The 20,183-nt window shown below is 69.5% G+C and carries 22 protein-coding genes; 4 read left to right on the top strand and 18 right to left on the bottom strand.

What is annotated here, in order from left to right:
- Positions 1–7 precede the first annotated feature (7 nt).
- The 3 genes from VV01_RS24755 to VV01_RS04850 all read right to left on the bottom strand — a co-directional run bounded on the left by VV01_RS24755 (position 8) and on the right by VV01_RS04850 (position 2,534).
- Positions 8–283 (bottom strand): response regulator, encoded by a 276-nt coding sequence (locus VV01_RS24755; protein WP_331456412.1) that lies wholly within the window; start codon positions 281–283, stop codon positions 8–10.
- A 66-nt stretch (positions 284–349) separates the two neighbouring features.
- Positions 350–1,276: a methylmalonyl Co-A mutase-associated GTPase MeaB gene (gene meaB, locus VV01_RS04855; protein ID WP_407942893.1), complete on the bottom strand. Its 927-nt coding sequence runs from the start codon at positions 1,274–1,276 to the stop codon at positions 350–352.
- Positions 1,277–1,328: 52 nt separating this feature from the next.
- Positions 1,329–2,534 (bottom strand): acetyl-CoA C-acetyltransferase, encoded by a 1,206-nt coding sequence (locus VV01_RS04850; protein WP_050668904.1) that lies wholly within the window; start codon positions 2,532–2,534, stop codon positions 1,329–1,331.
- An 80-nt stretch (positions 2,535–2,614) separates the two neighbouring features.
- Between VV01_RS04850 and mce the strand changes: the two genes are divergently transcribed.
- Together mce and VV01_RS04840 are read left to right on the top strand one after the other, a co-directional pair.
- Positions 2,615–3,052 (top strand): methylmalonyl-CoA epimerase, encoded by a 438-nt coding sequence (gene mce / locus VV01_RS04845; protein WP_050668903.1) that lies wholly within the window; start codon positions 2,615–2,617, stop codon positions 3,050–3,052.
- A gap of 64 nt (positions 3,053–3,116) precedes the next feature.
- On the top strand, positions 3,117–4,463 hold the full coding sequence (locus VV01_RS04840; protein WP_231635157.1) for an AI-2E family transporter: 1,347 nt from the start codon (positions 3,117–3,119) through the stop codon (positions 4,461–4,463).
- Between the two features lie 130 nt (positions 4,464–4,593).
- Here the strand turns inward: VV01_RS04840 and ilvA are convergent, their stop codons facing one another.
- The 3 genes from ilvA to VV01_RS04825 all read right to left on the bottom strand — a co-directional run bounded on the left by ilvA (position 4,594) and on the right by VV01_RS04825 (position 8,621).
- On the bottom strand, positions 4,594–5,853 hold the full coding sequence (ilvA, locus tag VV01_RS04835; protein ID WP_197274991.1) for a threonine ammonia-lyase IlvA: 1,260 nt from the start codon (positions 5,851–5,853) through the stop codon (positions 4,594–4,596).
- Positions 5,850–6,596, bottom strand: coding sequence for an alpha/beta hydrolase (locus VV01_RS04830; RefSeq protein ID WP_050668902.1), 747 nt, complete (start codon positions 6,594–6,596; stop codon positions 5,850–5,852). The genes ilvA and VV01_RS04830 overlap by 4 nt, the downstream gene beginning before the upstream one ends.
- Before the next feature lie 321 nt (positions 6,597–6,917).
- Positions 6,918–8,621 carry a 3-hydroxybutyryl-CoA dehydrogenase gene (locus VV01_RS04825; RefSeq protein WP_050668901.1) on the bottom strand — a complete coding sequence of 568 codons (1,704 nt, stop codon included), beginning with the start codon at positions 8,619–8,621 and terminating at the stop codon, positions 6,918–6,920.
- 79 nt (positions 8,622–8,700) lie between these two features.
- On the opposite strand from VV01_RS04825, the gene nucS reads away from it, so the two are divergent.
- Positions 8,701–9,396, top strand: coding sequence for an endonuclease NucS (gene nucS, locus VV01_RS04820; protein WP_050671727.1), 696 nt, complete (start codon positions 8,701–8,703; stop codon positions 9,394–9,396).
- Between the two features lie 10 nt (positions 9,397–9,406).
- On the opposite strand, the gene VV01_RS04815 is transcribed toward nucS, so the two are convergent.
- Positions 9,407–9,805, bottom strand: a complete 399-nt coding sequence (locus VV01_RS04815; protein ID WP_231635156.1) for an STAS domain-containing protein — start codon at positions 9,803–9,805, stop codon at positions 9,407–9,409.
- A 111-nt stretch (positions 9,806–9,916) separates the two neighbouring features.
- On the opposite strand from VV01_RS04815, the gene VV01_RS04810 reads away from it, so the two are divergent.
- A complete protein-coding gene (locus VV01_RS04810) occupies positions 9,917–10,525 on the top strand; it encodes a cob(I)yrinic acid a,c-diamide adenosyltransferase (protein WP_050668900.1) in 609 nt (202 codons plus the stop codon).
- Between the two features lie 12 nt (positions 10,526–10,537).
- Here VV01_RS04810 and VV01_RS04805 read toward each other — a convergent pair whose 3' ends face one another.
- The 11 genes from VV01_RS04805 to atpB form a co-directional block, all read right to left on the bottom strand.
- Positions 10,538–10,963 (bottom strand): DUF2550 family protein, encoded by a 426-nt coding sequence (locus VV01_RS04805; RefSeq protein WP_050668899.1) that lies wholly within the window; start codon positions 10,961–10,963, stop codon positions 10,538–10,540.
- 14 nt (positions 10,964–10,977) lie between these two features.
- Positions 10,978–11,250 (bottom strand): F0F1 ATP synthase subunit epsilon, encoded by a 273-nt coding sequence (locus VV01_RS04800; RefSeq protein ID WP_050668898.1) that lies wholly within the window; start codon positions 11,248–11,250, stop codon positions 10,978–10,980.
- A 133-nt stretch (positions 11,251–11,383) separates the two neighbouring features.
- Positions 11,384–11,752 (bottom strand): LysM peptidoglycan-binding domain-containing protein, encoded by a 369-nt coding sequence (locus VV01_RS04795; RefSeq protein WP_050668897.1) that lies wholly within the window; start codon positions 11,750–11,752, stop codon positions 11,384–11,386.
- A gap of 127 nt (positions 11,753–11,879) precedes the next feature.
- Positions 11,880–13,163 carry a uracil-xanthine permease family protein gene (locus VV01_RS04790; protein WP_050671725.1) on the bottom strand — a complete coding sequence of 428 codons (1,284 nt, stop codon included), beginning with the start codon at positions 13,161–13,163 and terminating at the stop codon, positions 11,880–11,882.
- Between the two features lie 148 nt (positions 13,164–13,311).
- Positions 13,312–14,769, bottom strand: coding sequence for a F0F1 ATP synthase subunit beta (gene atpD / locus VV01_RS04785; protein WP_050668896.1), 1,458 nt, complete (start codon positions 14,767–14,769; stop codon positions 13,312–13,314).
- A gap of 23 nt (positions 14,770–14,792) precedes the next feature.
- Entirely contained in the window at positions 14,793–15,701 is a 909-nt protein-coding gene (locus VV01_RS04780; protein WP_050668895.1) for a F0F1 ATP synthase subunit gamma, read from the bottom strand.
- Between the two features lie 32 nt (positions 15,702–15,733).
- Entirely contained in the window at positions 15,734–17,368 is a 1,635-nt protein-coding gene (gene atpA / locus VV01_RS04775; RefSeq protein ID WP_050668894.1) for a F0F1 ATP synthase subunit alpha, read from the bottom strand.
- Positions 17,369–17,459: 91 nt separating this feature from the next.
- Positions 17,460–18,272 (bottom strand): F0F1 ATP synthase subunit delta, encoded by an 813-nt coding sequence (locus tag VV01_RS04770; protein WP_050668893.1) that lies wholly within the window; start codon positions 18,270–18,272, stop codon positions 17,460–17,462.
- Positions 18,272–18,895 (bottom strand): F0F1 ATP synthase subunit B, encoded by a 624-nt coding sequence (locus tag VV01_RS04765; protein WP_050671724.1) that lies wholly within the window; start codon positions 18,893–18,895, stop codon positions 18,272–18,274. Before VV01_RS04765 ends, VV01_RS04770 begins: the two co-directional genes overlap by 1 nt.
- A 50-nt stretch (positions 18,896–18,945) precedes the next feature.
- Positions 18,946–19,146: an ATP synthase F0 subunit C gene (locus tag VV01_RS04760; protein ID WP_050668892.1), complete on the bottom strand. Its 201-nt coding sequence runs from the start codon at positions 19,144–19,146 to the stop codon at positions 18,946–18,948.
- 100 nt (positions 19,147–19,246) lie between these two features.
- Positions 19,247–20,089, bottom strand: coding sequence for a F0F1 ATP synthase subunit A (gene atpB / locus VV01_RS04755; protein WP_050668891.1), 843 nt, complete (start codon positions 20,087–20,089; stop codon positions 19,247–19,249).
- Between the last annotated feature and the right edge of the window lie 94 nt (positions 20,090–20,183).

Here is a 20,183-nt window from a genome sequence, read left to right as displayed (position 1 = left end):
AGTCCTCCTACGCGGTGAGCAGCAGTCGCTTGGCGGTCGGGATCAGCGCGTGCAGGCAGTCGATCGTCACCAGCCCCTGCGCATCGGGCAGCGAGCCCTCGACACCGATCAGTGCCACCGGTACGTCGCGGGAGACCAGGCTCGTCGCCGCGGCCACGGCCTCGCCGAGTCCACCCGCCACCACCACGTCGTAGTCACGGCCGTAGCGGCTGGAGATCTCCTCGACGACCTCCTCGCGATGGTCGCCGGAGACGAGCAGGATGGCCGGTTCGGCTTGCTTCATGCCTGGAGCCTAGCCCCGCGAATCGCGACCGCCCGGTGTGATTTCAGCGGTGCGCCGGCTGGCTCGTCACAGGGACGCCACGAGGCGGTCGGCCGCGGTGTAGGGGTCGGTGCGGCCGTCGACGACCTCGGCGGCGAGGTCGTCCAGCCCGTGCCCGGCCCGCACGTCACCCATGCGCTCACGCAGCGTGCGTACGGCGATCGCCTCGACCTCGCGTGCGGCACGACGGGTACGCCGGGCGCGCAGCTCGCCGTGCTCCTCCAGCCAGGCGAGGTGCTTGTCGAGCGACTCGATGACGTCAGTGACGCCCTCGGCCCGCTCGGCAACGGTCTTGAGCACCGGCGGTCGCCACAGGCCCGGCTCGCTGCGGTCGCCGAGCGAGATCATGCCGCGCAGGTCGCGCACCGTGACGTCGGCTCCGTCACGGTCGGCCTTGTTGACGACGAACACGTCGCCCACCTCGAGGATGCCGGCCTTGGCGGCCTGCACCCCGTCACCCATCCCGGGTGCCAGCAGCACGACCGTGGTGTCGGCGAGCCCGGCGACCTCGACCTCGCTCTGCCCGACCCCGACGGTCTCGAGGAGCACGACATCACAGCCCGCACCGTCGAGCACGCGCAGCGCCTGGGGCGTCGCCCACGACAGGCCGCCGAGGTGGCCGCGGCTGGCCATCGAGCGGACGTAGACCTCGGGGTCGAGCGCGTGCTCGGACAGCCGGATGCGGTCGCCGAGCAGGGCTCCGCCCGAGAACGGTGACGTCGGGTCGACGGCGAGGACGCCGACCCGCGCGCCTCGCTCGCGGTAGGCCGCCACCAACGCGCTCGTGGTCGTCGACTTGCCCACACCGGGCGAGCCGGTGAGGCCGATGACCCGTGCACGGCCGGTGTGCGGCGCGAGCGCCTGCATCACCGCGCGCAGGGCCGGGTCGGCGTTCTCGACGAGCGTGATGAGCCGCGCCACCGCGCGGGGTGTGCCCTCACGGGCAGCACTCACCAGCGCGGTGACGTCGACAGGACCTCGACGCGGCACCAGGACGGTTCGGGACTCAGGACTGCGGGACGCGCACGATGAGCGCGTCACCCTGACCACCGCCGCCGCACAGAGCAGCAGCGCCGATGCCACCACCGCGACGCTTCAGCTCGTGCGCGAGGTGCAGCGCGATGCGCGCGCCGGACATGCCGATCGGGTGGCCGAGCGCGATCGCCCCGCCGTTGACGTTGACCTTGTCGGCGTCGTAGCCGAGCTGCTTGGTCGAGGCCAGCCCCACGGCGGCGAACGCCTCGTTGATCTCGATGAGGTCCAGGTCGGCAGGCTCGACGCCCTCCTTGGCGCAGGCCGCCGCGATCGCGTTGGCCGGCTGCGCCTGCAGCGTGGAGTCGGGGCCGGCGACGACGCCGTGCGCACCGATCTCGGCGAGCGGGGTCAGGCCGAGCTCGTCAGCCTTCGCCTTGGACATCACCACGACCGCGGCCGCACCGTCGGAGATCTGCGAGGCCGTGCCAGCAGTGATCGTGCCGTCCTTGCGGAAGGCCGGGCACAGCTTGGCGAGCGACTCGGTGGTCGTGTCGGCCCGGATGCCCTCGTCCTCGCGGAACTCGATCGGGTCGCCCTTGCGCTGCGGGATGCTGACGCTCACGACCTCGTCGTCGAACAGGCCGTCCTTCCAGGCCTTGGCGGCGAGCTGGTGGCTGCGTGCGGCGAACGCGTCCTGCTCCTCGCGGCTGAACTCCTGGTCGGCGACGTTGGCGTCCTCGGTGAGGTTGCCCATCGCCTGGTCGGTGAACGCGTCCCACAGGCCGTCGTACGCCATGTGGTCCTGCATGGTGACGTCGCCGTACTTGAACCCGGTGCGGCTCTTGGCCAGCAGGTGCGGGGCCTGGCTCATCGACTCCTGGCCGCCGGCGACGACCACGTCGTACTCACCGGCGCGGATGAGCTGGGCGGCGAGCGCGATGGCGTCGACACCCGACAGGCAGACCTTGTTGATCGTCAGGGCGGGCACGGTCATCGGGATGCCGCCCTTGACCGCAGCCTGACGAGCCGGGATCTGGCCCGCGCCGGCGGTGAGGACCTGGCCCATGATCACGTAGTCGACCTGGTCGCCCGTGACGCCGGCCTTCTCCAGCGCGCCCTTGATGGCGACGCCGCCGAGGTCGGCGGCCGAGAAGTCCTTGAGCGAGCCGAGGAGCCGGCCCATCGGCGTACGGGCTCCGGCGACGAGGACGGGGGTGCGGTCGGTGGACTCGGTCATGCGAACTGCCTCCAGCAACGGGTGTGGGAGCGTCGGGACGCGGAACGTGACGCTCGTCCCATCCACTTTAGTCTGGCCCCATGAGCGAGCTCCCCACGCACCTGTTCGAGACCATCGACCACGTCGGCATCGCCGTCGCCGACCTCGACGAGGCGATCGCGTTCTACGGCGCGGCGTTCGGGATGGTCGTCGCCCACGAGGAGCGCAACGAGGAGCAGGGCGTGCGCGAGGCGATGCTGCAGGTCGGGTCGCAGGCCGGCGGTCCGCAGCTGCAGCTGCTCGCGCCGCTCACCCCCGAGTCGACGATCGCGAAGTTCCTCGACCGCAGCGGCCCGGGCCTGCAGCAGCTCGCCTACCGCGTACGCGATCTCGACGCCGTCAGCACGACTCTGCGCGAGCGCGGGCTGCGCCTGCTGTACGACGAGCCGCGGCGCGGCACCGCTGGGAGCCGCATCAACTTCGTCCACCCCAAGGACGCGGGTGGCGTCCTCGTCGAGCTGGTCGAGCCCGCACGCTGACCCGACACGTCACCTTCACCGCCGTGTTCGACGCACGGACGCGAACGTACGACAGAATGCGCCCGTGCGACCGCTGCCCCGACCCCGTCTGCCGCGGCTGCGCGGTGCCTCCGACCGGGTGACCTACCGGCCCGGCGATGCGATGCGTCGCTGGCGCACGTTCCAGGAGCAGCAGCGGGACGCCCTGCGCGAGAGCAACCGGTTCGGCGCTGCCACGGCCCCCTCCGCCGCGTCACCTAAGTCGTCGCCACCTCGCGCCGAGCAGCAGGACGTCCCGCCGCCGGCCGGAGCCACGCCGGCCGACGCCGCTGCGCCGTCCGAGGGCACGGCGCCCGCGGGCGTCGAGACCTCGTACGGCCGCCTCGGCAACCCGATCAACCGCGCCTCCCCCATCTACATCGGTTTCATGGGCGCGATCGGGGTGGCGCTGGCGTACGCCCTGGTCCACCTGATCACCCGGCTGACCACGACGCTCACCGTGCTGCTGGTCGCGTTCTTCCTCACCCTCGCGCTCAACCCGATCGTCGAGTCGCTCACGCGTCGGGGGCTGCGCCGCTCGTACGCCGTCTCGATCGTCTGCCTCGGGCTGGTCGCGGTGTTCGGTCTGCTCGGCTGGCTCGTCGTACCACCGCTCGTCGACGAGACCACCCAGCTCGGCAACAACGCACCGCACATCGTCGACGACTTCCTCGCGCAGCAGTGGGTCAAGGACCTCGACCAGGACTACGACATCAGCGCCAAGGTGCAGGAGCAGGTCCAGAAGCGTGTCACCGACGGCGCGTTCGTCAGCCAGGTGTTCGGCGGTGTGCTCGGAGCCGGCAAGGTCGTGGCGAGCGGCCTGTTCCAGGCGTTCACCGTGCTGATCCTGACCCTGTACTTCCTGGTGTCCTTCCCTCGGGTCAAGCAGGCGGCGTACGCCATGGTGCCCGCCTCGCGTCGGCCGCGGTTCATCTCGCTCAGCGAGGAGATCATGCGGCGCACGGGTTCGTACGCCATCGGCCAGGTGCTCGTCGCGACCATCAACGCCGTCTGCAGCTGGGTGATGATGACGGTCCTCGGCATCCCGTACGCCGCGGTGCTGGCCGTCGTGGTCGGCTTCCTCGGCCTCATCCCGATGGTCGGCGCGACGCTGGGCGCGGTGATCGTGGCGCTGGTGGCGTTCTTCGTCGAACCGCAGAAGGCGCTCGTCGTCGGCATCTACTACCTCGTCTACCAGCAGTTCGAGAACTACGTGATCGTGCCGAAGGTCATGCAGCGCACCGTCTCGGTGCCGGGCGCGATCACCGTCGTCGCCGCCCTCGCCGGAGGCACGCTGCTCGGCGTCCTCGGCGCGCTGCTCGCGATCCCTGTGGCCGCCGGTCTGCTGCTGCTCTACGAAGAGGTCCTGGTCCCCCGCCAGCAGCACCAGTGAGGCCGTACGCATCTCGTCCGATCGGCACTCCATGCACTGCCGGACAGACAGAGCTCGCCGCACCTTCGTACGAATCCCGTCTGATCGGCACTCCATGCACTGCCGGACAGACGGTTTTCGTGCGGTGGGTTCAGATGAGGAAGCGCGAGACCGGGCTCTCCGGCGGCAGCGGCTCGATCTGCAGCGGTCCCTGCTCCATCCGGTCGAGCAGGTCGGGCAGGTCGTCGGGTGAGCCCAGCTCGATGCCGACCAGGGCCGGGCCGGTCTCGCGGTTGTTGCGCTTGACGTACTCGAACAGCGTGATGTCGTCGTCCGGGCCGAGCACGTCGTCCAGGAAGTGCCGCAGCGCGCCAGGCTCCTGCGGGAAGTCGACCAGGAAGTAGTGCTTGCGTCCCTCGTGGACCAGGGCGCGCTCGACGATCTCGGCGTAGCGGCTCACGTCGTTGTTGCCCCCGGACAGCAGGCACGCGACGGTCGCCCCGGGCTCGATGCCGAGGTCGGGCAGCGCGAGCGCCGCGGAGGCGAGCGCCCCCGCCGGCTCGGCGATGATGCCGTCCTGCTGGTACAGGTCGAGCATCTCGATGCAGATCAGCCCCTCCGGCACGGCGTGCACGGCAGGCGGGTCGTCGTGGATGTGCGCGAACGTCAGGTCGCCGACGCGCCCCACGGCCGCACCGTCCACGAACGGGTCCACCTCGCCCAGGTCGACCGGAGCGCCGGTGGTGAGCGCCGCACTCAGGCTCTGCGCACCGGCCGGCTCGACGCCGATCACGCGTACGCCGGGATGCCGCTCGCGCAGCCACGCGAGGCTGCCCGCGAGCAGCCCGCCTCCGCCGACCGGGACGACGAGCACGTCGGGTGCGTGACCGATCTGCTCGACCAGCTCGCGCACCGCCGTGCCCTGACCGGCGATCACCGCGAGGTCGTCGAACGGCGGCACCAGGGTGCGACCGCTCTCGCGCGCGAACGCCCGCGAGGCCGACGAGCTCTGGTCGAAGTAGTCGCCCTCGATCACGATCTCGACGGCGTCCCCACCGATCGCGGCGACGCGTTCGCGCTTCTGCCGCGGCGTCGTACGAGGCAGGTAGATCCGGGCGTGCACGCCGAGGTCGGCGCACGCGAACGCGACGCCCTGGGCGTGGTTGCCGGCGCTCGCGCAGACGACGCCGGCGTCCGGGTCCTGCTCGGCCAGCCGCGAGATCAGGTTGTACGCACCACGCAGCTTGTACGAGCGGACCGGCTGGAGGTCCTCACGCTTGAGCCACACGTCGAGCCCGGTGCGGCGGGACAGCCGGGCGTTGCGCTGCGTCGGGGTCGGGACGATGGCCGAGGCGATGCGCTCGGCGGCGGCCTCGACATCGGCCGCCGACACGCGGGGTGAGTGCGTCACGACGCGTCACCCACGACCAGGTCGTCGGACACCTCGGTCGGCAGGGGCCCACGACCGGGTACGACGGTCGCCACGATCTCGTCGAGGACGCGCCGTACGTAGGTCTCCCCGACCCACAGGTGCTTGGCTCCGTCGACACCGATGACCTTCGCCTGCGGGATCGCGGCGAACCGCTCGGCCGCCTCGGCCGGGCGCAGGTAGTCGTCGTGCTCAGGCACCAGGCACACGACGGGCTTGCCGGAGTCGGCCCACGCCGCAAGGTGCTCAGGTCGCGAGTAGCGCAGCGGCGGGCTGAGCAGGATCGCGCCCTCGACCGACGGGTCGAGGCCGTGCATCAGCGCCAGGTCGGTGCCGAACGACCAGCCGACCAACCAGCGGCGGGGCAGCACGGGCTGCTCGCGGAACTCGGCGTACTCGATCGCGGCGGCGACGTCGTACCGCTCGCCCACCGCGTGGTCGAACGCGCCCTCGGACGTGCCGCGCGGCGAGGTCGTGCCACGGGTGTTGAACCGCAGCACCGCCAGGTCGGCGAGCGCCGGCAACCGGTAGGACGCCTTCTTGAGCACGTGGCTGTCCATGAACCCGCCGTGCGTCGGGAGCGGGTGGAGCGTGACGAGAGTGGCGAGCGGGTCCGCATCGGCCGGCAGGGCGAGCTCCCCCACGAGCGAGAGCCCGTCGGCGGTCTCGAGCTCGATGTCCTCACGGCGTGCCGCGAGGACGGTGTTGGCCCGGATCTCGGTCACGTACCTGACTCCCTACCTCCACGAACCCCGCGGCGGGCGGCGCTCGCGGGCAGACCAGCACGACGTGTGCCAGTGCCGTCGATCTTCCACGTCTCCGAGCCCGTCCGCAGGCCAGACCACCACGTGGGCAGTGGCGCTCGACAGCTGTTGCTGACAGCCCGGGCAGGTGTAGCTGCGACCCTCGGAGTTGCCCCGCAGTGAACGCACCGACCAGCGCCCGCCGGCGTAGGACTCGGTGCGGGTGCCACCGCCCATGATGCGTGAGACGTCGCCGCGAGGCTCGTCGCGGCGGCTGCGGTTGCGGCGGGGCACCCCGGCGCCTCAGCCCAGGAAGGGCCGGTCGATCGCAGCGTGCTCGACCAGCAGCGGCGACGGCGTCAGCGCCGGCTCGCCGGTCTCGAGCTGCATCTGCGTCAGGCCGTCTGCGACCTCCTCGGCACCGATCGCGTCGATCATCGCGAACGGCCCCTGCGGGTAGCCGCAGCCGGCCGTCATCGCGGTGTCGATGTCTTCAGCGGTGGCGTAGCCGGAGTCGAGCATGCGGACCGCGTCGTTGAGGTGGGGGTAGAGCAGGGCGTCGACGACGAGGCCGGCGCGGTCGCGGGAGGCCAGCGTGACGAAGCCTGCCGCGTCGAACGTCGCCTGCACCCCGTCGACCGCTTCGGCCGACGCATCGAGCTGTCGCGCGACCTCGACCAGCTGCCCGGCACGCGTGGGCTGGTGGACGGCAACCGGCACGACCTGGACCTGCGGGTCGAGGTGGCCGATGAGCGCCCACGCGCTGGCCTCGTCGGTGGGTACGACGACCGTACGCTCGTCGAGCGCCTCGGCGACGGCACCGAACCACGCGGCCGGCGCCTTGCCGTGGCAGCACTCGCAGGCGGTGGCGTCAGCCGGGTCGGCGCCCTCGGCGATCAGGCACTCGCCCCCGCCGCAGTCCTCGCAGCCTGCCTCGGGACCGCCGACCAGCAGCACGAGCGGCAGCCCGGCGAGCGGCGCCAGGTCGGCAGCCGGGTCGTCGACCGCGGTCACCTGAGCGCCCGACTCGGTGAGCTTCTCGACCAGCTCGGTCGCGAGGTCCCCGGTGCCGACGACGCCGACCGTCTTGGTGGCGCCACTGGAACGCTCGGCCGCCGCAGGTGCGTCGAGCACCGTGCCCGAGCCGGCCTTCTCGTAGGTGTAGAAGCCCTGGCCGCTCTTGCGTCCGAGACGACCGGCAGTGACCATCTGCTGCAGCAGCGCAGGCGGCGCGGCCGACGGCTCGTGCGTGGCGGCGTACAGCACGTCGCACACCTCCTTGACGACGTCGAGGCCGATGAGGTCGCTGAGCGTGAGTGGGCCCATGGGCAAGCCGATGCCGACCTGGCCGGCCGCATCGAGGTCCTCGCGGGAGACGTGACCGGTCTCGTACACGCGGATGGCACGGGCCAGGTAGGTGATCAGCAGCGCGTTGGCGACGAAACCGGCGCGGTCTCCGACGACGACGGGCTTCTTGCCGAGCCGCTCGGCGAGCTCGCGCACCGAGGTCGTCAGCTCGTCGTCGGTGAACAGCGTCGTGATGACCTCGACGAGCTTGAGCACCGGCGCAGGGTTGAAGAAGTGCATGCCGATGACACGCTGCGGGTGCTTGGTCGAGGCGGCGATCTCGGTGAGCGACAGGCTGGAGGTGTTGGACGCGAGCACGGCGTCGTCACGGACGATGTCGTCGAGCTTGCCGAAGATGTCGCGCTTGATCTCGAGGCGCTCCGGGACCGCCTCGATCACCAGGTCGACGTCCTTGAGGTCACCGAGCTGGTCGGTCCAGGTCACGCGGCCGAGCACGGCAGCCTGGTCGTCCTCGCTCAGTCGGCCCTTCGCGACCGCGCGGCCGGTGGACGCCTCCAGGAAGCCCTTGCCGCGCTCGGCGAGCTCAGGGGTGCCGTCGACGCCGACGACGGTGAGCCCCGCCTTGGCGAAGACCTCCACGATGCCGGCACCCATGGTGCCGAGTCCGATCACGCCGACAGTGCTGATCTCACGAGCCATGGCGCGAGTGTCGCAGACCGCGGCGGTGGGCTCGTACGCCGGTCACTCCCCGGGCGGCGTACGACGTAGGCTGCCGCGGGTGCGCGTCGTGATTGCCCGTTGCTCCGTCGACTACGAGGGTCGTCTGCAGGCCCATCTCCCCCTCGCCACCCGGCTGCTCATGGTCAAGGCCGACGGCTCGGTGCTGGTCCACAGCGACGGCGGCTCGTACAAGCCGCTCAACTGGATGTCGCCGCCGTGCTCGATGGCCGAGATCGACCCCAGCGAGGACGAGGTCGACGAGGGCGTCGTCGCGTGCTGGGTGGTGCAGCACGCCAAGTCCGAGGACCGGCTCCGGGTGCGGCTGCACGAGGTGCTGCACGACAGCAGCCACGACCTCGGAGTCGACCCCGGCCTGGTCAAGGACGGTGTCGAGGCCCAGCTGCAGGCGCTGCTGGCCGAGCACATCCACACGCTGGGTGAGGGCTACACGCTCATCCGTCGCGAGTACATGACAGCCATCGGGCCGGTCGACATCATGTGCCGGGACGCCGACGGCGCGACGGTGGCGGTGGAGCTCAAGCGACGTGGCGACATCGATGGCGTCGAGCAGCTCACGCGCTACCTCGAGCTGCTCAACCGCGATCCGCACCTGGCTCCGGTGAGCGGCGTCTTCGCAGCCCAGCAGATCAAACCCCAGGCCCGGGTCCTCGCGCAGGACCGCGGGATCCGCTGCGTCACGCTCGACTACGAAGCCCTCAAGGGCATGGACGACGCCGAGTCGCGGTTGTTCTGAACCCGTCCGCTCAGGCGGGCATCGGGTTGATGCCGGCGGCGTCCTGGTGGGTGCCGGCGATCACCCGGTTGAGCTTGGTCGCCCGCAGCAGCCGCTCCAGCCGCGGCGACGCGTCGGCGATGACCAGCCGCCGTCCCGCCCGCCGCGCGCGGTGGTGTGCTCCGACAATCACACCGAGACCGGTGGCATCGCTGACCTCGGCGTCACCCAGGTGCAGCACGAGGTCTGCGACCCCGGCGTCGATCGCTCGACCGAGCCAGGCTCGTACGTCGGCGACGGACTGGACCCCGAGCACCCCGGAGATGTCGATCTCCGAGCCGGGTACGACGTCGTGGACGTCAGCAGTCACCTCGCGATCGCTCGAACGCGCCATGATCGCCTCCTCGTCCTCGCCGTGCTGGTAACCCATTGACGCACGAGCCCCGCCCTGGGGTTGGGCAGCCCGAGGTCACGGTTCAGTCACGGGCGTAACGCCGACGTCTCCTGCACCGATGCAGCAGGGATCTGGAACGATCGGGCCATGGTCAACCTGACGCGGATCTACACACGCACCGGCGACGACGGCACCACCACGCTCGGCGACTTCAGCCGCACCAGCAAGACCGACCCGCGGCTGGTCGCCTACGCCGACACCGACGAGGCCAACAGCGCGATCGGCGTCGCGCTCGCCTGCGGTGAGCTGCCCGACGACGTCCGTACGGTCCTGCTGCGTGTTCAGAACGACCTGTTCGACGTGGGGGCCGACCTGTGCAACCCCCTGGCCGCTGCGCCGGAGCACCCGCCGCTGCGCGTCCTGCCGGCGTGGATCGAGGCGCTGGAGCGTGACTGCGACACCTACAACGAGCGGCTCGAGCCGCTACGGTCGTTCGTGCTGCCCGGGGGTACGCCGGCTGCGGCCCACCTGCACGTCGCCCGGACGGTTGTCCGCCGGGCCGAGCGGTCTGCGTGGGAGGCGCTGGCGGCGTACGGCGACCAGGAGGCGGCCGAGGGCAGTGAAAGGGGTACGGGTGGGGTCAACCCGCTCACCGCGAAGTACCTCAACCGGCTCTCGGACCTGCTGTTCATCCTGGCCCGCGTCGCCAACCTGCCTCAGGGCGACGTGGCATGGGTGCCTGGTGGTGAGCGGTGACCGGGCGAGCCGTCAGGCGACGTTGGCGTTGAGGCCGGGCGGGGCCGACTCGGCCCATGACCGCAGAGCGGTGTAGTCGGCCGACGAGAGCGCGATCGTGAAGTCGACCGAGGACGACGTACAGGTGACGGACACCGGGTCAGCCATCGCGACCGGGCGACTGTGCCGAATCGTCTCGGGTGCCCCGAGGTCGAGGTCGCCGCGCTGCCAGCGAACGGTGGGACGCGTAGTGAGCCCGATCAACGGGAACCACGAGACGTCCGTGGCCGTGACACGCGCCAGTCCGAGTGACCAGCCGGCGGCCTTCTGGCGGGCCATCAGCATCATCGGCCCGCCGCGGGCGATGGCGTGACGGCGCAGGACGAAGGCGAGGCACACCAGAACCAGCAGGAGCAGAACTCCTGCCAGGATCTCGCCCGTGAGCACCACCTCCGTCACGCGCGGCCCCTCGGTCAGCCCGCCAGCGAGGACGCGTCGACGGTCTCGGAGACCAGGGTGACGCGGTCGTTGTCGACGCTCAGGAACCCGCCGTCCACGGTGACCGTCTTGCGCTGACCGTCGATCGGGTCGATGTGCACCTCACCGTCGACCAGAACCGAGAGGATCGGGGTGTGGCCGGGCAGGATGCCCAGCTCGCCCTCGACAGTACGGGCGAAGACTCGGCTGGCCTCGCCTTCCCAGACCTTGCGGTCGGCGGCGACAAGCTCAACGGTCAGCTGACTCACGGGGTGTCCCTTCGGGGCAGACGTGCGGGATCTGACCATCCTACTGGCGCGCGGGCGTGGACTTCACCCGCATCCGCCAAACGGCGCACGGGGCGCCCGCGGTCACCCGCAGACGCCCCGTGACGCGACCCGATCAGCTCGGGATCTTGAAGACCTGACCGGGGTAGATCAGGTCGGGGTTCTCGATGTTGTTCACCTCGGCGATCTTGTGCCAGCTGACGCCGAAGCGCTGACCGATCTCGCTGAGGGTGTCACCCTTCTTGACCGTGTAGGTCTTGCTGCTGGCCGGCGCAGGAGCGGCCTTCGGCTGGGCCGGAGCCGAGGTCGGCTGGGCCGGAGTCGTCTTGCCGGAGGCCTTGTCCGCCTCGGCCTGGGCCTGCTTGGCCTCGTCAGCCTTCTTCTTGGCCTCGTCCGCAGCGTCCTTCGCCTCGCTCTTGGCCTTGTCCGCCTTGTCCTGCTCGTCGGGGAAGAGGTTGTCCTTGATGTCGCCCAGCAGTCCCATGTGGGTCCTCTCAGAATCACCCGGTACGGCGGGTGCACCCGGGGCCGCCACGGTCGTGCGGCCCGGACCAGAACCTACTGTGATCGCCGCCGTCGCGGCGCGCTGCGCTGAGCCGATGTGTCGCTGTTCATGCTCCCGCAGGGTCATCGACGGCCCGGGTGAGTCTGTTGAGCGCGCGCATCACGTGGTAGGTCAGCAGAGCAGCCGCGGTGCCCAGCGCGATGCCTGCGAACTCCAGGTCTCCGACGGTCCACGTGTAGTCGGCGATGCCGATCACGAGAGCGACCGCTGCGGTGAACAGGTTGATCGGGTTGCCGAAGTCGACCTTGTTCTCGACCCAGATCCGGACGCCGAGCAGGCCGATCATCCCGTAGAGCGCGGTCGCAGCCCCGCCGAGCACACCGGCCGGGATCGTCGAGATCGCCGCACCGAACTTCGGCGAGAACGACAGCAGGACGGCGCAGCCGCCCGCGACCCAGTACGCCGCCGTCGAGTAGACCTTGGTCGCGGCCATGACACCGATGTTCTCGGCGTACGTCGTCGTACCCGAGCCTCCCCCGAAGCCCGCGAGCGTGGTCGCCACGCCATCAGCCAGGAGCGCCCGGCCTGACACGGGGTCCAGGTCACGGCCGGTCATCTGCGCCACGGACTTGACGTGACCGATGTTCTCGGCGACCAGCACCAGGACCACCGGCACGAAGAGGCCGACCACCGAGAGGTGGAACGTCGGCGTCGTGAACTCCGGGAGCCCCACCAGGTGTGCGCCCGAGATCGGGTCGAGGTCGACCTCGCCTCGCAGGAGGGCGACCACATAGCCCGAGAGCACGCCGATGAGGATCGAGAGCCGGCCGAGCAGACCGCGCAGCAGCACTGTCACGAGGACGACGACGGCAAGCGTCACGAAGGCGGTCAACGGCGCCTTCACGAAGTTGGCCTTGGCGGCCGGTGCGAGGTTGAGGCCGATGAGCGCGACGATCGCACCGGTGACCACAGGGGGCATCACGGCTCGCAGCCAGCCCGCGCCCACCGCATGGACGACGGCGCCGATCACCGCGAGGACGATGCCTGCCAGCACCACTCCCCCGAGCGCGCCGGCGATGCCGTGGTCGGCCTTCGCCGCCGTGATCGGCGCGATGAACGCAAAGGACGAGCCGAGGTACGACGGCACCCTGCCTGCGGTGATGACCAGGAACAGCAGGGTGCCGACTCCGGAGAAGAACAGCGTCGTCGCCGGTGGGAACCCGGTCAGCAGGGGCACGAGGAAGGTCGCGCCGAACATCGCGACGACGTGCTGGGCGCCGATGCCGACCGTGCGCGGCCAGCTGAGCCGTTGGTCGGGCGCGACCACGTCTCCGGCGCGCACCGTGCGCCCGTCGCCGTGCACGGTCCAGTCCGCTCCGAGAGCGCTCAGCAGACGAGTCACGAGGCGCAGGTATGCCGATCCCGCAGCCGGCGCATGCACCCGGACACGCACGAACCCCGCCATGGCCGAAGCCGTGACGGGGTTCGTGAGCGAAGCCGAACCGGCCCGAGGTCGACGACCACCGGCCGGAAGGGGCTTAGAGGTTCTTCTGGATCTCCGCCCAGGAGCGCTCGACGTCGTCGAGGCCACCGCACATGAAGAAGGCCTGCTCGGCGACGTGGTCGTACTCACCGTCGGCGATCTTGGTGAACGCCTCGATGGTGTCGGCCAGCGGAACCGTCGAGCCCTCGATGCCGGTGAACTGCTTGGCGACGTAGGTGTTCTGCGACAGGAAGCGCTGGATACGACGGGCGCGGTTGACGAGGACCTTGTCCTCCTCGGAGAGCTCGTCGATACCGAGGATCGCGATGATGTCCTGCAGCTCCTTGTTGCGCTGCAGGATCCCCTTGATCCGCACGGCCGTGTCGTAGTGGTCCTGCGAGATGTAGCGCGGGTCCAGGATGCGCGACGTCGACGTCAGCGGGTCGACGGCCGGGTAGATACCCATCGACGCGATCTCACGCGAGAGCTCGGTCGTGGCGTCCAGGTGGGCGAACGTCGTGGCCGGGGCCGGGTCGGTGTAGTCGTCGGCCGGCACGTAGATCGCCTGCATCGAGGTGATCGAGTGACCACGGGTCGAGGTGATGCGCTCCTGCAGGATGCCCATCTCATCGGCCAGCGTCGGCTGGTAGCCCACGGCGGACGGCATGCGGCCCAGCAGGGTCGACACCTCCGAGCCGGCCTGGGTGAACCGGAAGATGTTGTCGATGAACAGGAGCACGTCCTGCTTCTGGACGTCGCGGAAGTACTCGGCCATCGTCAGGGCCGACAGGGCGACGCGCAGACGCGTGCCCGGCGGCTCGTCCATCTGACCGAACACGAGGGAGGTCTGACCGAGAACGCCGGCCTCCTCCATCTCGACCATCAGGTCGTTGCCCTCACGGGTGCGCTCACCGACACCGGCGAACACCGACACACCGCCGTGGTCCTTGGCGACACGGGCGATCATCTCCTGGATGAGCACCGTCTTGCCGACGCCGGCGCCACCGAACAGGCCGATCTTTCCACCCTGGACGTACGGGGTCAGCAGGTCGATGACCTTGATGCCGGTCTCGAACATCTGGGTCTTGGACTCCAGCTGGTCGAAGGCCGGTGCCTTGCGGTGGATGCCCCAGCGCTCGTTGACCTGAAGGGTCTCGCCCTCCTCGAGGTTGAGGCACTCACCGGTCGCGTTGAAGACCTTGCCGAGGGTGACGTCACCGACGGGCACCGAGATCGGGCCACCGGTGTCCTTCACCTGCGAACCACGGACCAGGCCGTCGGTCGGCTGCAGCGAGATCGCGCGGACCATGTTGTCGCCGATGTGCTGGGCGACCTCGAGGTTGAGGTTCTTCTTCTCGTCGCCGAGGGTGACCTCGGTCTGGAGCAGGTTGTAGACGTCGGGCATCGTGTCGACGGAGAACTCGACGTCGACGACGGGGCCGATCACGCGCGAGACGCGACCGACGCCACCCTCGACGGGCGCCTGCGCCTCAGGGGCTGCTGTAGCAGTCATGGGTGTCACTTTCCTTCTTCGGGTCAGGCGTCGGCCAGCGCGCTGGCGCCGCCCACGATCTCGCTGATCTCTTGGGTGATCTCGGCCTGACGGGCCTGGTTGGCCAGTCGGGTGTAGGTCTTGATGAGCTCCTCGGCGTTGTCCGTCGCCGACTTCATCGCCCGCTGGCGGGCAGCGAGCTCGGAGGCCGCCGCCTGCAGCAGTGCGTTGAAGATGCGCGACGTGACGTACTTCGGCAGGAGCGCGTCGAGGACCTGCTCGGCGCTCGGCTCGAACTCGTACAGCGGCGAAGGACCGTCGGGCTGGCCGTCGCCGTCGGCGTCCAGCTCACCCTCGACGACCTCCAGGGGCAGCAGGCGCAGGTCCCGCGGCTCCTGGTTGACCATGCTGACGAACGTCGTGTAGACGACGTGGACCTCGTCGACACCACCCTCCTCGGAGCCCTTGACGAACTCGTCGGTGAGGTGCTGGCCGATCTCACGAGCCACCTCGAACTTCGGGCTGTCGGTGAAACCCGTCCACTCCTTCGCGTAGTCGCGACGGCGGAACTTGAAGTAGCTCACCGCCTTGCGGCCCACGAGGTAGGGGACGACCTCCTTGCCCTCGTTCTGCAGGCGCTCGATCAGCTCGGCGCTCTTCTTGATCGCGTTGACGGAGTACGCCCCCGCGAGGCCGCGGTCACTGGTGCAGATCAGGACCGCGACCCGCTTGGGCTGCTCCCGCTCGGTGGTGAGCGGGTGGTTGGTGTCGGAGTGGCTGGCCACCGCCGAGCACGCGCGGGTCAGCGCCAGGGCGTACGGGGTGGACTCGGCGACGTACTGACGCGCCTTGACCACTCGTGACGCCGCGATGAGCTCCATGGCGCGCGTGATCTTCTTGGTGGCCTGGACCGACCGGATGCGCTGGCGGTACACCCGCTGCTGCGCTCCCATAAGAGCCTCCTTCTCGTCTCGTCAGCGGCAGATCAGGACTGCTGCTTGACGATCTGGGCCTGGTCGATCTGGTCCTGGGTGATCTCGTCGTGCTGCTCCGAGCCCTCGCCACCCCTGTCCTCGCTGGCCTGGAACTCCTTCTTGAAGGAGTCCATCGCGCGCTGGAGGGTCGCCTTGCCGTCGTCGTCGATCTTGGTGCTCTCACGGACGGCGTCCATGAAGCCCTTCTCGTTGCGACGCAGGTAGTCGAGGAACTCGCTCTCGAAGCGCTGGATGTCCTCGACCTTGACCGAGTCGAGCTGGCCGGTGGTGCCGGCCCACAGCGCCGCGACCTGCTCCTCGAGCGGGTACGGGGAGTTCTGCGGCTGCTTGAACAGCGACATCAGACGCTCACCGCGGGCCAGCTGCTGACGCGAGGCCGCGTCGAGGTCGGAGGCGAACATGGCGAATGCCTGCATCTCGCGGTACTGCGCGAGGTCGACCTTGATCGAGCCCGTGACGCCCTTCATGGCCTTGGTCATCGCGGCACCACCGACTCGGGAGACGGAGATACCGACGTCGACGGCCGGACGCTGGTTGGAGTTGAACAGGTCGGACTGCAGGAAGATCTGACCGTCGGTGATCGAGATGACGTTGGTCGGGATGTACGCCGACACGTCACCGGCCTTGGTCTCGATGATCGGCAGGCCGGTCATCGAGCCCGCGCCGAGCTCGTCGGAGAGCTTCGCGCAGCGCTCGAGCAGACGCGAGTGCAGGTAGAAGACGTCACCCGGGTAGGCCTCGCGGCCCGGCGGACGGCGCAGCAGCAGCGACATCGCGCGGTAGGCCTCGGCCTGCTTCGACAGGTCGTCGAAGACGATGAGGACGTGCTTGCCGGCGTACATCCAGTGCTGGCCGATGGCCGAGCCGGTGAACGGCGCGAGGTACTTGAAGCCGGCCGGGTCGCCCGCGGGGGCGTTGACGATGGTGGTGTACTCCAGCGCGCCCGCCTCTTCGAGCGTGCTGCGCACCTCGGCGACGGTGGAGTTCTTCTGACCGATGGCGACGTAGATGCAGCGGACCTGCTTGTCGGGGTCGCCCGTCTCCCAGTTCTGCTTCTGGTTGATGATCGTGTCGGTGGCGATCGTGGTCTTGCCGGTCTTGCGGTCACCGATGATCAGCTGGCGCTGGCCGCGGCCGATCGGCGTCATGGCGTCGATCGCCTTGATACCGGTCATGAGCGGCTCGTGGACCGACTTGCGCGACACGACGTTGGGAGCCTGCAGCTCCAGCGCACGGCGTGCCTCGGCCGTGATCTCGCCGAGACCGTCGATCGGCTGACCCAGCGGGTCGACCACGCGGCCGAGGTAGGCGTCGCCGACGGGGACCGAGAGGACCTCGCCCGTGCGCTTGACCTCCTGGCCCTCCTCGATGCCGCCGAACTCACCGAGGACGACGACACCGATGTCGTTGACGTCGAGGTTGAGCGCGAGGCCGAGCGTGCCGTCCTCGAACTGCAGCAGCTCGTTGGTCATCACCGAGGGCAGGCCCTCGACGTGCGCGATGCCGTCACCGGCATCGACGACGCGACCGACCTCTTCACGGGACGCCGCGCCAGGCTCGTAGGACTGGACGTAGCCGTCCAGGGCGTCGCGGATCTCATCCGGACGGATCGAGAGCTCCGTCATCATCTACTCCTTCGTGCCGGGCCGCCCACCGTGGTACGTCCCGAAGTTTGTGGTGTTGCGAGGTCTGCTGCAGTTGTGAGGTGCGGGTGGCTCAGCCGGCCAGTCCGCGACGTGCGTCGTCGAGACGGCGCGCGATCGTGCCGTCGATGACCTCGTCACCGATCTGCACCCGGATCCCGCCGACGACCTCGGGGTCGAGGACGACGTTGACCTGAACCGGCTTGCCGTACATCTCGGTCAGCGCCTGACGCAGACGCTGCTGGTGCGCGTCGTCCAGCGGCACCGCAGCGGTGACCAGGGCGGTCAGCTGCTCGCGACGCTGGGCGGCGATCGCGACGTAGCCCTCGAGCGCCTTCTCGAACCGGCGTCCGCGAGGGCTCTCGGCCGCGTGAGCGGCGAGGCGCACCGACTCGGGTGCGGCCTTGCCGTCGAGCAGCCGGGTGGTCAGCGCCGCCTTGTCGGCGCCGCTGCGCTGACGGTCGGCGTAGGCGTCGCGCAGAGCCGCGTCACCTGCGACCGTGCGGCCGAACCGGAACAGGTCGTCCTCGACCTGATCGGCACGACCCTGCTGCTCGGCCGCCACGAGCAGGGACTCGGCGCCGAGCTGGTCGACCGCGTCGGCCAGGTCTCGATCGACCGACCAGCGCTGGGCGACCAGTGCACGGACGAGCTCGACAACCTGGTCGGAGGTCTTGCCCCCGAACAGACGCTCGACGAGCTCCTGCTTGGCCGGCGCCTCACGTGAGGGGTCGGCCAACGCGCGCCGCAGGGACGCGCTGCCGTCGAGCGTCTGACCGACGAAGAACAGCTCCTCGCCGACGCCGGCCGGGTCGAGGACCGCGGCCAGCGTCTGGCCGAGCTCGTCGCGGCCCTTGGCGAGTGCCGCCCGGGAAGGGCCCTGCATCAGGACCCCGTCCCGGCCGGCGAAGCGCCTGCGGACGGCGTCGCGCCACCCTGCGGTGCGCTGGCCTTCTCGCGCGTCACCTGACCGGCCTCCAGGTCGGCGAGGAAACGCTCGACGATGCCGCGCTGACGCGTCTCGTCCTCGAGCGACTCACCGACGATGCGGCTGGCCAGATCGGTCGACATACGGCCCACATCACTGCGCAGCGACACAGCTGCCTGCTGACGCTCGGCCTCGATCGACTTGTGCGCCGAGTCGGTGATCCGAGTCGCCTCGGCACCGGCCTCCTCGCGGCTCTCCGCGATGATGGTTGCGCCCTGGGCGCGCGCGTCCTCACGGATCTGGGCGGCCTCGGCGCGAGCCTCGGCCAGCTGGGCCTCGTACTGCGACTTGGCAGCCTCGGCCTGCTTCTGTGCTTCCTCGGCCTGCGCCATGCCACCTTCGATGGCTGCGGTGCGCTCGGCGTAGGCCTGCTCCAGCTTCGGGACCACCTTGGTCTTGACGACCCAGTAGAAGATCCCGAAGGCAATCAGGCCGAAGACGAGTTCGGGCCAGTACGGCAGGATCGGCTTGGATCCTGCCTCGCCCGGCGCGCCGGCCTCGGCGATCACACGTGCTGCAATCGGCACGGCAACTCCTCGTGACTAGTGCTGGTGACGATTCCTCTGAGGGGTCAGAGGAAGAAGAGCACCAGGCCGAAGATGGCCAGCGCCTCAGCGAGCGCGAAGCCCAGGATGGCGATCGGCTGCAGCAGGGTGCGAGCCTCCGGCTGACGCGCCACACCGTTGATGTAGGCGGCGAAGATGAGGCCGACGGCGATGGCCGGGCCGATGGTGGCGATGCCGTAGCCGACGAGCGACAGGTTGCCTTCCACAGTGTTCCTCTTTCCGTGTTTTTCGGTCCCCGCGCGGCCGTACGCCGCCCGGAAGTCTGGGGTGCTGACGATGTGAAGTTGTCGTGCGCTCACTCGACGATCAGTGATCGTCGGCGAGGGCGCCTCCGATGTAGGAGGCGGCCAGCAGGGTGAAGACGTAGGCCTGCAGGAACTGGACCAGCGCCTCGAACACGGTCATCACCAGGGCGACGATCCATGCCGGGATGGCCGCGAACTTCAGTGCGACCGAGTCGTTGAGCAGGAGCTCGTAGCCACCGACGATGAACACCACGAGCAGCATGTGACCGGCGAACATGTTGCCGAACAGTCGCAGCGCGAGGGTCAGGGGGCGGGTGATGAAGAAGGTGATCAGCTCGAGCAGCAGGATGAACGGTGCGATCCAGAACGGCAGCCCGGGCGGGAGCATCCACTTGATGTAACCGGCGGCACCGTGCTTCTTGAAGCCGATCGCGTGGTAGACGAAGTAGATGATCAGGGTGAGCGCGATCGGGAAGGCGATGCGCGCCATCGGCGGGTTCTGGAACGGCGGGATGATGCCCATCCAGTTGTTGAGCAGGATGAAGACGAACATCGAGAACAGCAGCGGCACGTACTTCATGAAGTGCTTGCTGCCGATCATGTCTTCGCCGATGGAGTTGCGGGCGAAGCCGTAGACCTGCTCGGTGAACCACTGACCCTTGCCGGGCACCACAGTCGCCTTGCGCGTGGTCAGCAGCAACCAGGTGCACAGGGCGATGACGACGACGGTCATGACGACCATCGGACGGGTGATCGCCAAGGTCTGCGTCTTGCCGAACATGTCCATGTGCCCGAACGTGATCAGTGGCTGCCAGAAGTCGTCGGACTTCGGGGGGAAGTGCCCCCCTTCGTCGCCACTCGTCGCCAGTGCGGCGGCGCTCGTGCCCAGAGCAGTGAGGCTCACAGGTTCTCCTCGATCGACAAGATGAACGGTGCGTTTGCAAGATCAGTGCCAGTGGCACCGGAAGTGTGTGACGGGGCGGCCGATGGCCGTGGGC

The organism is Luteipulveratus halotolerans, assembly GCF_001247745.1.
Classification (GTDB): Bacteria; Actinomycetota; Actinomycetes; order Actinomycetales; family Dermatophilaceae; genus Luteipulveratus; species Luteipulveratus halotolerans.
The sequence above is the reverse complement of the archived record's forward strand: the minus strand, read 5'-3'. Positions and strand labels throughout refer to the sequence as shown.

Bases quoted from the DNA above. Each gene is read 5' to 3' on its own strand.
- VV01_RS04810 (WP_050668900.1), top strand. From the start codon at position 9,917: ATGGTCAACCTGACGCGGATCTACACACGCACCGGCGACGACGGCACC.
- VV01_RS04770 (WP_050668893.1), bottom strand. From the start codon at position 18,272: ATGCAGGGCCCTTCCCGGGCGGCACTCGCCAAGGGCCGCGACGAGCTC.
- atpD (WP_050668896.1), bottom strand. From the start codon at position 14,769: ATGACTGCTACAGCAGCCCCTGAGGCGCAGGCGCCCGTCGAGGGTGGC.
- VV01_RS04850 (WP_050668904.1), bottom strand. From the start codon at position 2,534: ATGACCGAGTCCACCGACCGCACCCCCGTCCTCGTCGCCGGAGCCCGT.
- mce (WP_050668903.1), top strand. From the start codon at position 2,615: ATGAGCGAGCTCCCCACGCACCTGTTCGAGACCATCGACCACGTCGGC.
- atpA (WP_050668894.1), bottom strand. From the start codon at position 17,368: ATGACGGAGCTCTCGATCCGTCCGGATGAGATCCGCGACGCCCTGGAC.
- VV01_RS24755 (WP_331456412.1), bottom strand. From the start codon at position 283: ATGAAGCAAGCCGAACCGGCCATCCTGCTCGTCTCCGGCGACCATCGC.
- VV01_RS04795 (WP_050668897.1), bottom strand. From the start codon at position 11,752: ATGGGACTGCTGGGCGACATCAAGGACAACCTCTTCCCCGACGAGCAG.
- VV01_RS04815 (WP_231635156.1), bottom strand. From the start codon at position 9,805: ATGGGTTACCAGCACGGCGAGGACGAGGAGGCGATCATGGCGCGTTCG.
- VV01_RS04780 (WP_050668895.1), bottom strand. From the start codon at position 15,701: ATGGGAGCGCAGCAGCGGGTGTACCGCCAGCGCATCCGGTCGGTCCAG.
- VV01_RS04825 (WP_050668901.1), bottom strand. From the start codon at position 8,621: ATGGCTCGTGAGATCAGCACTGTCGGCGTGATCGGACTCGGCACCATG.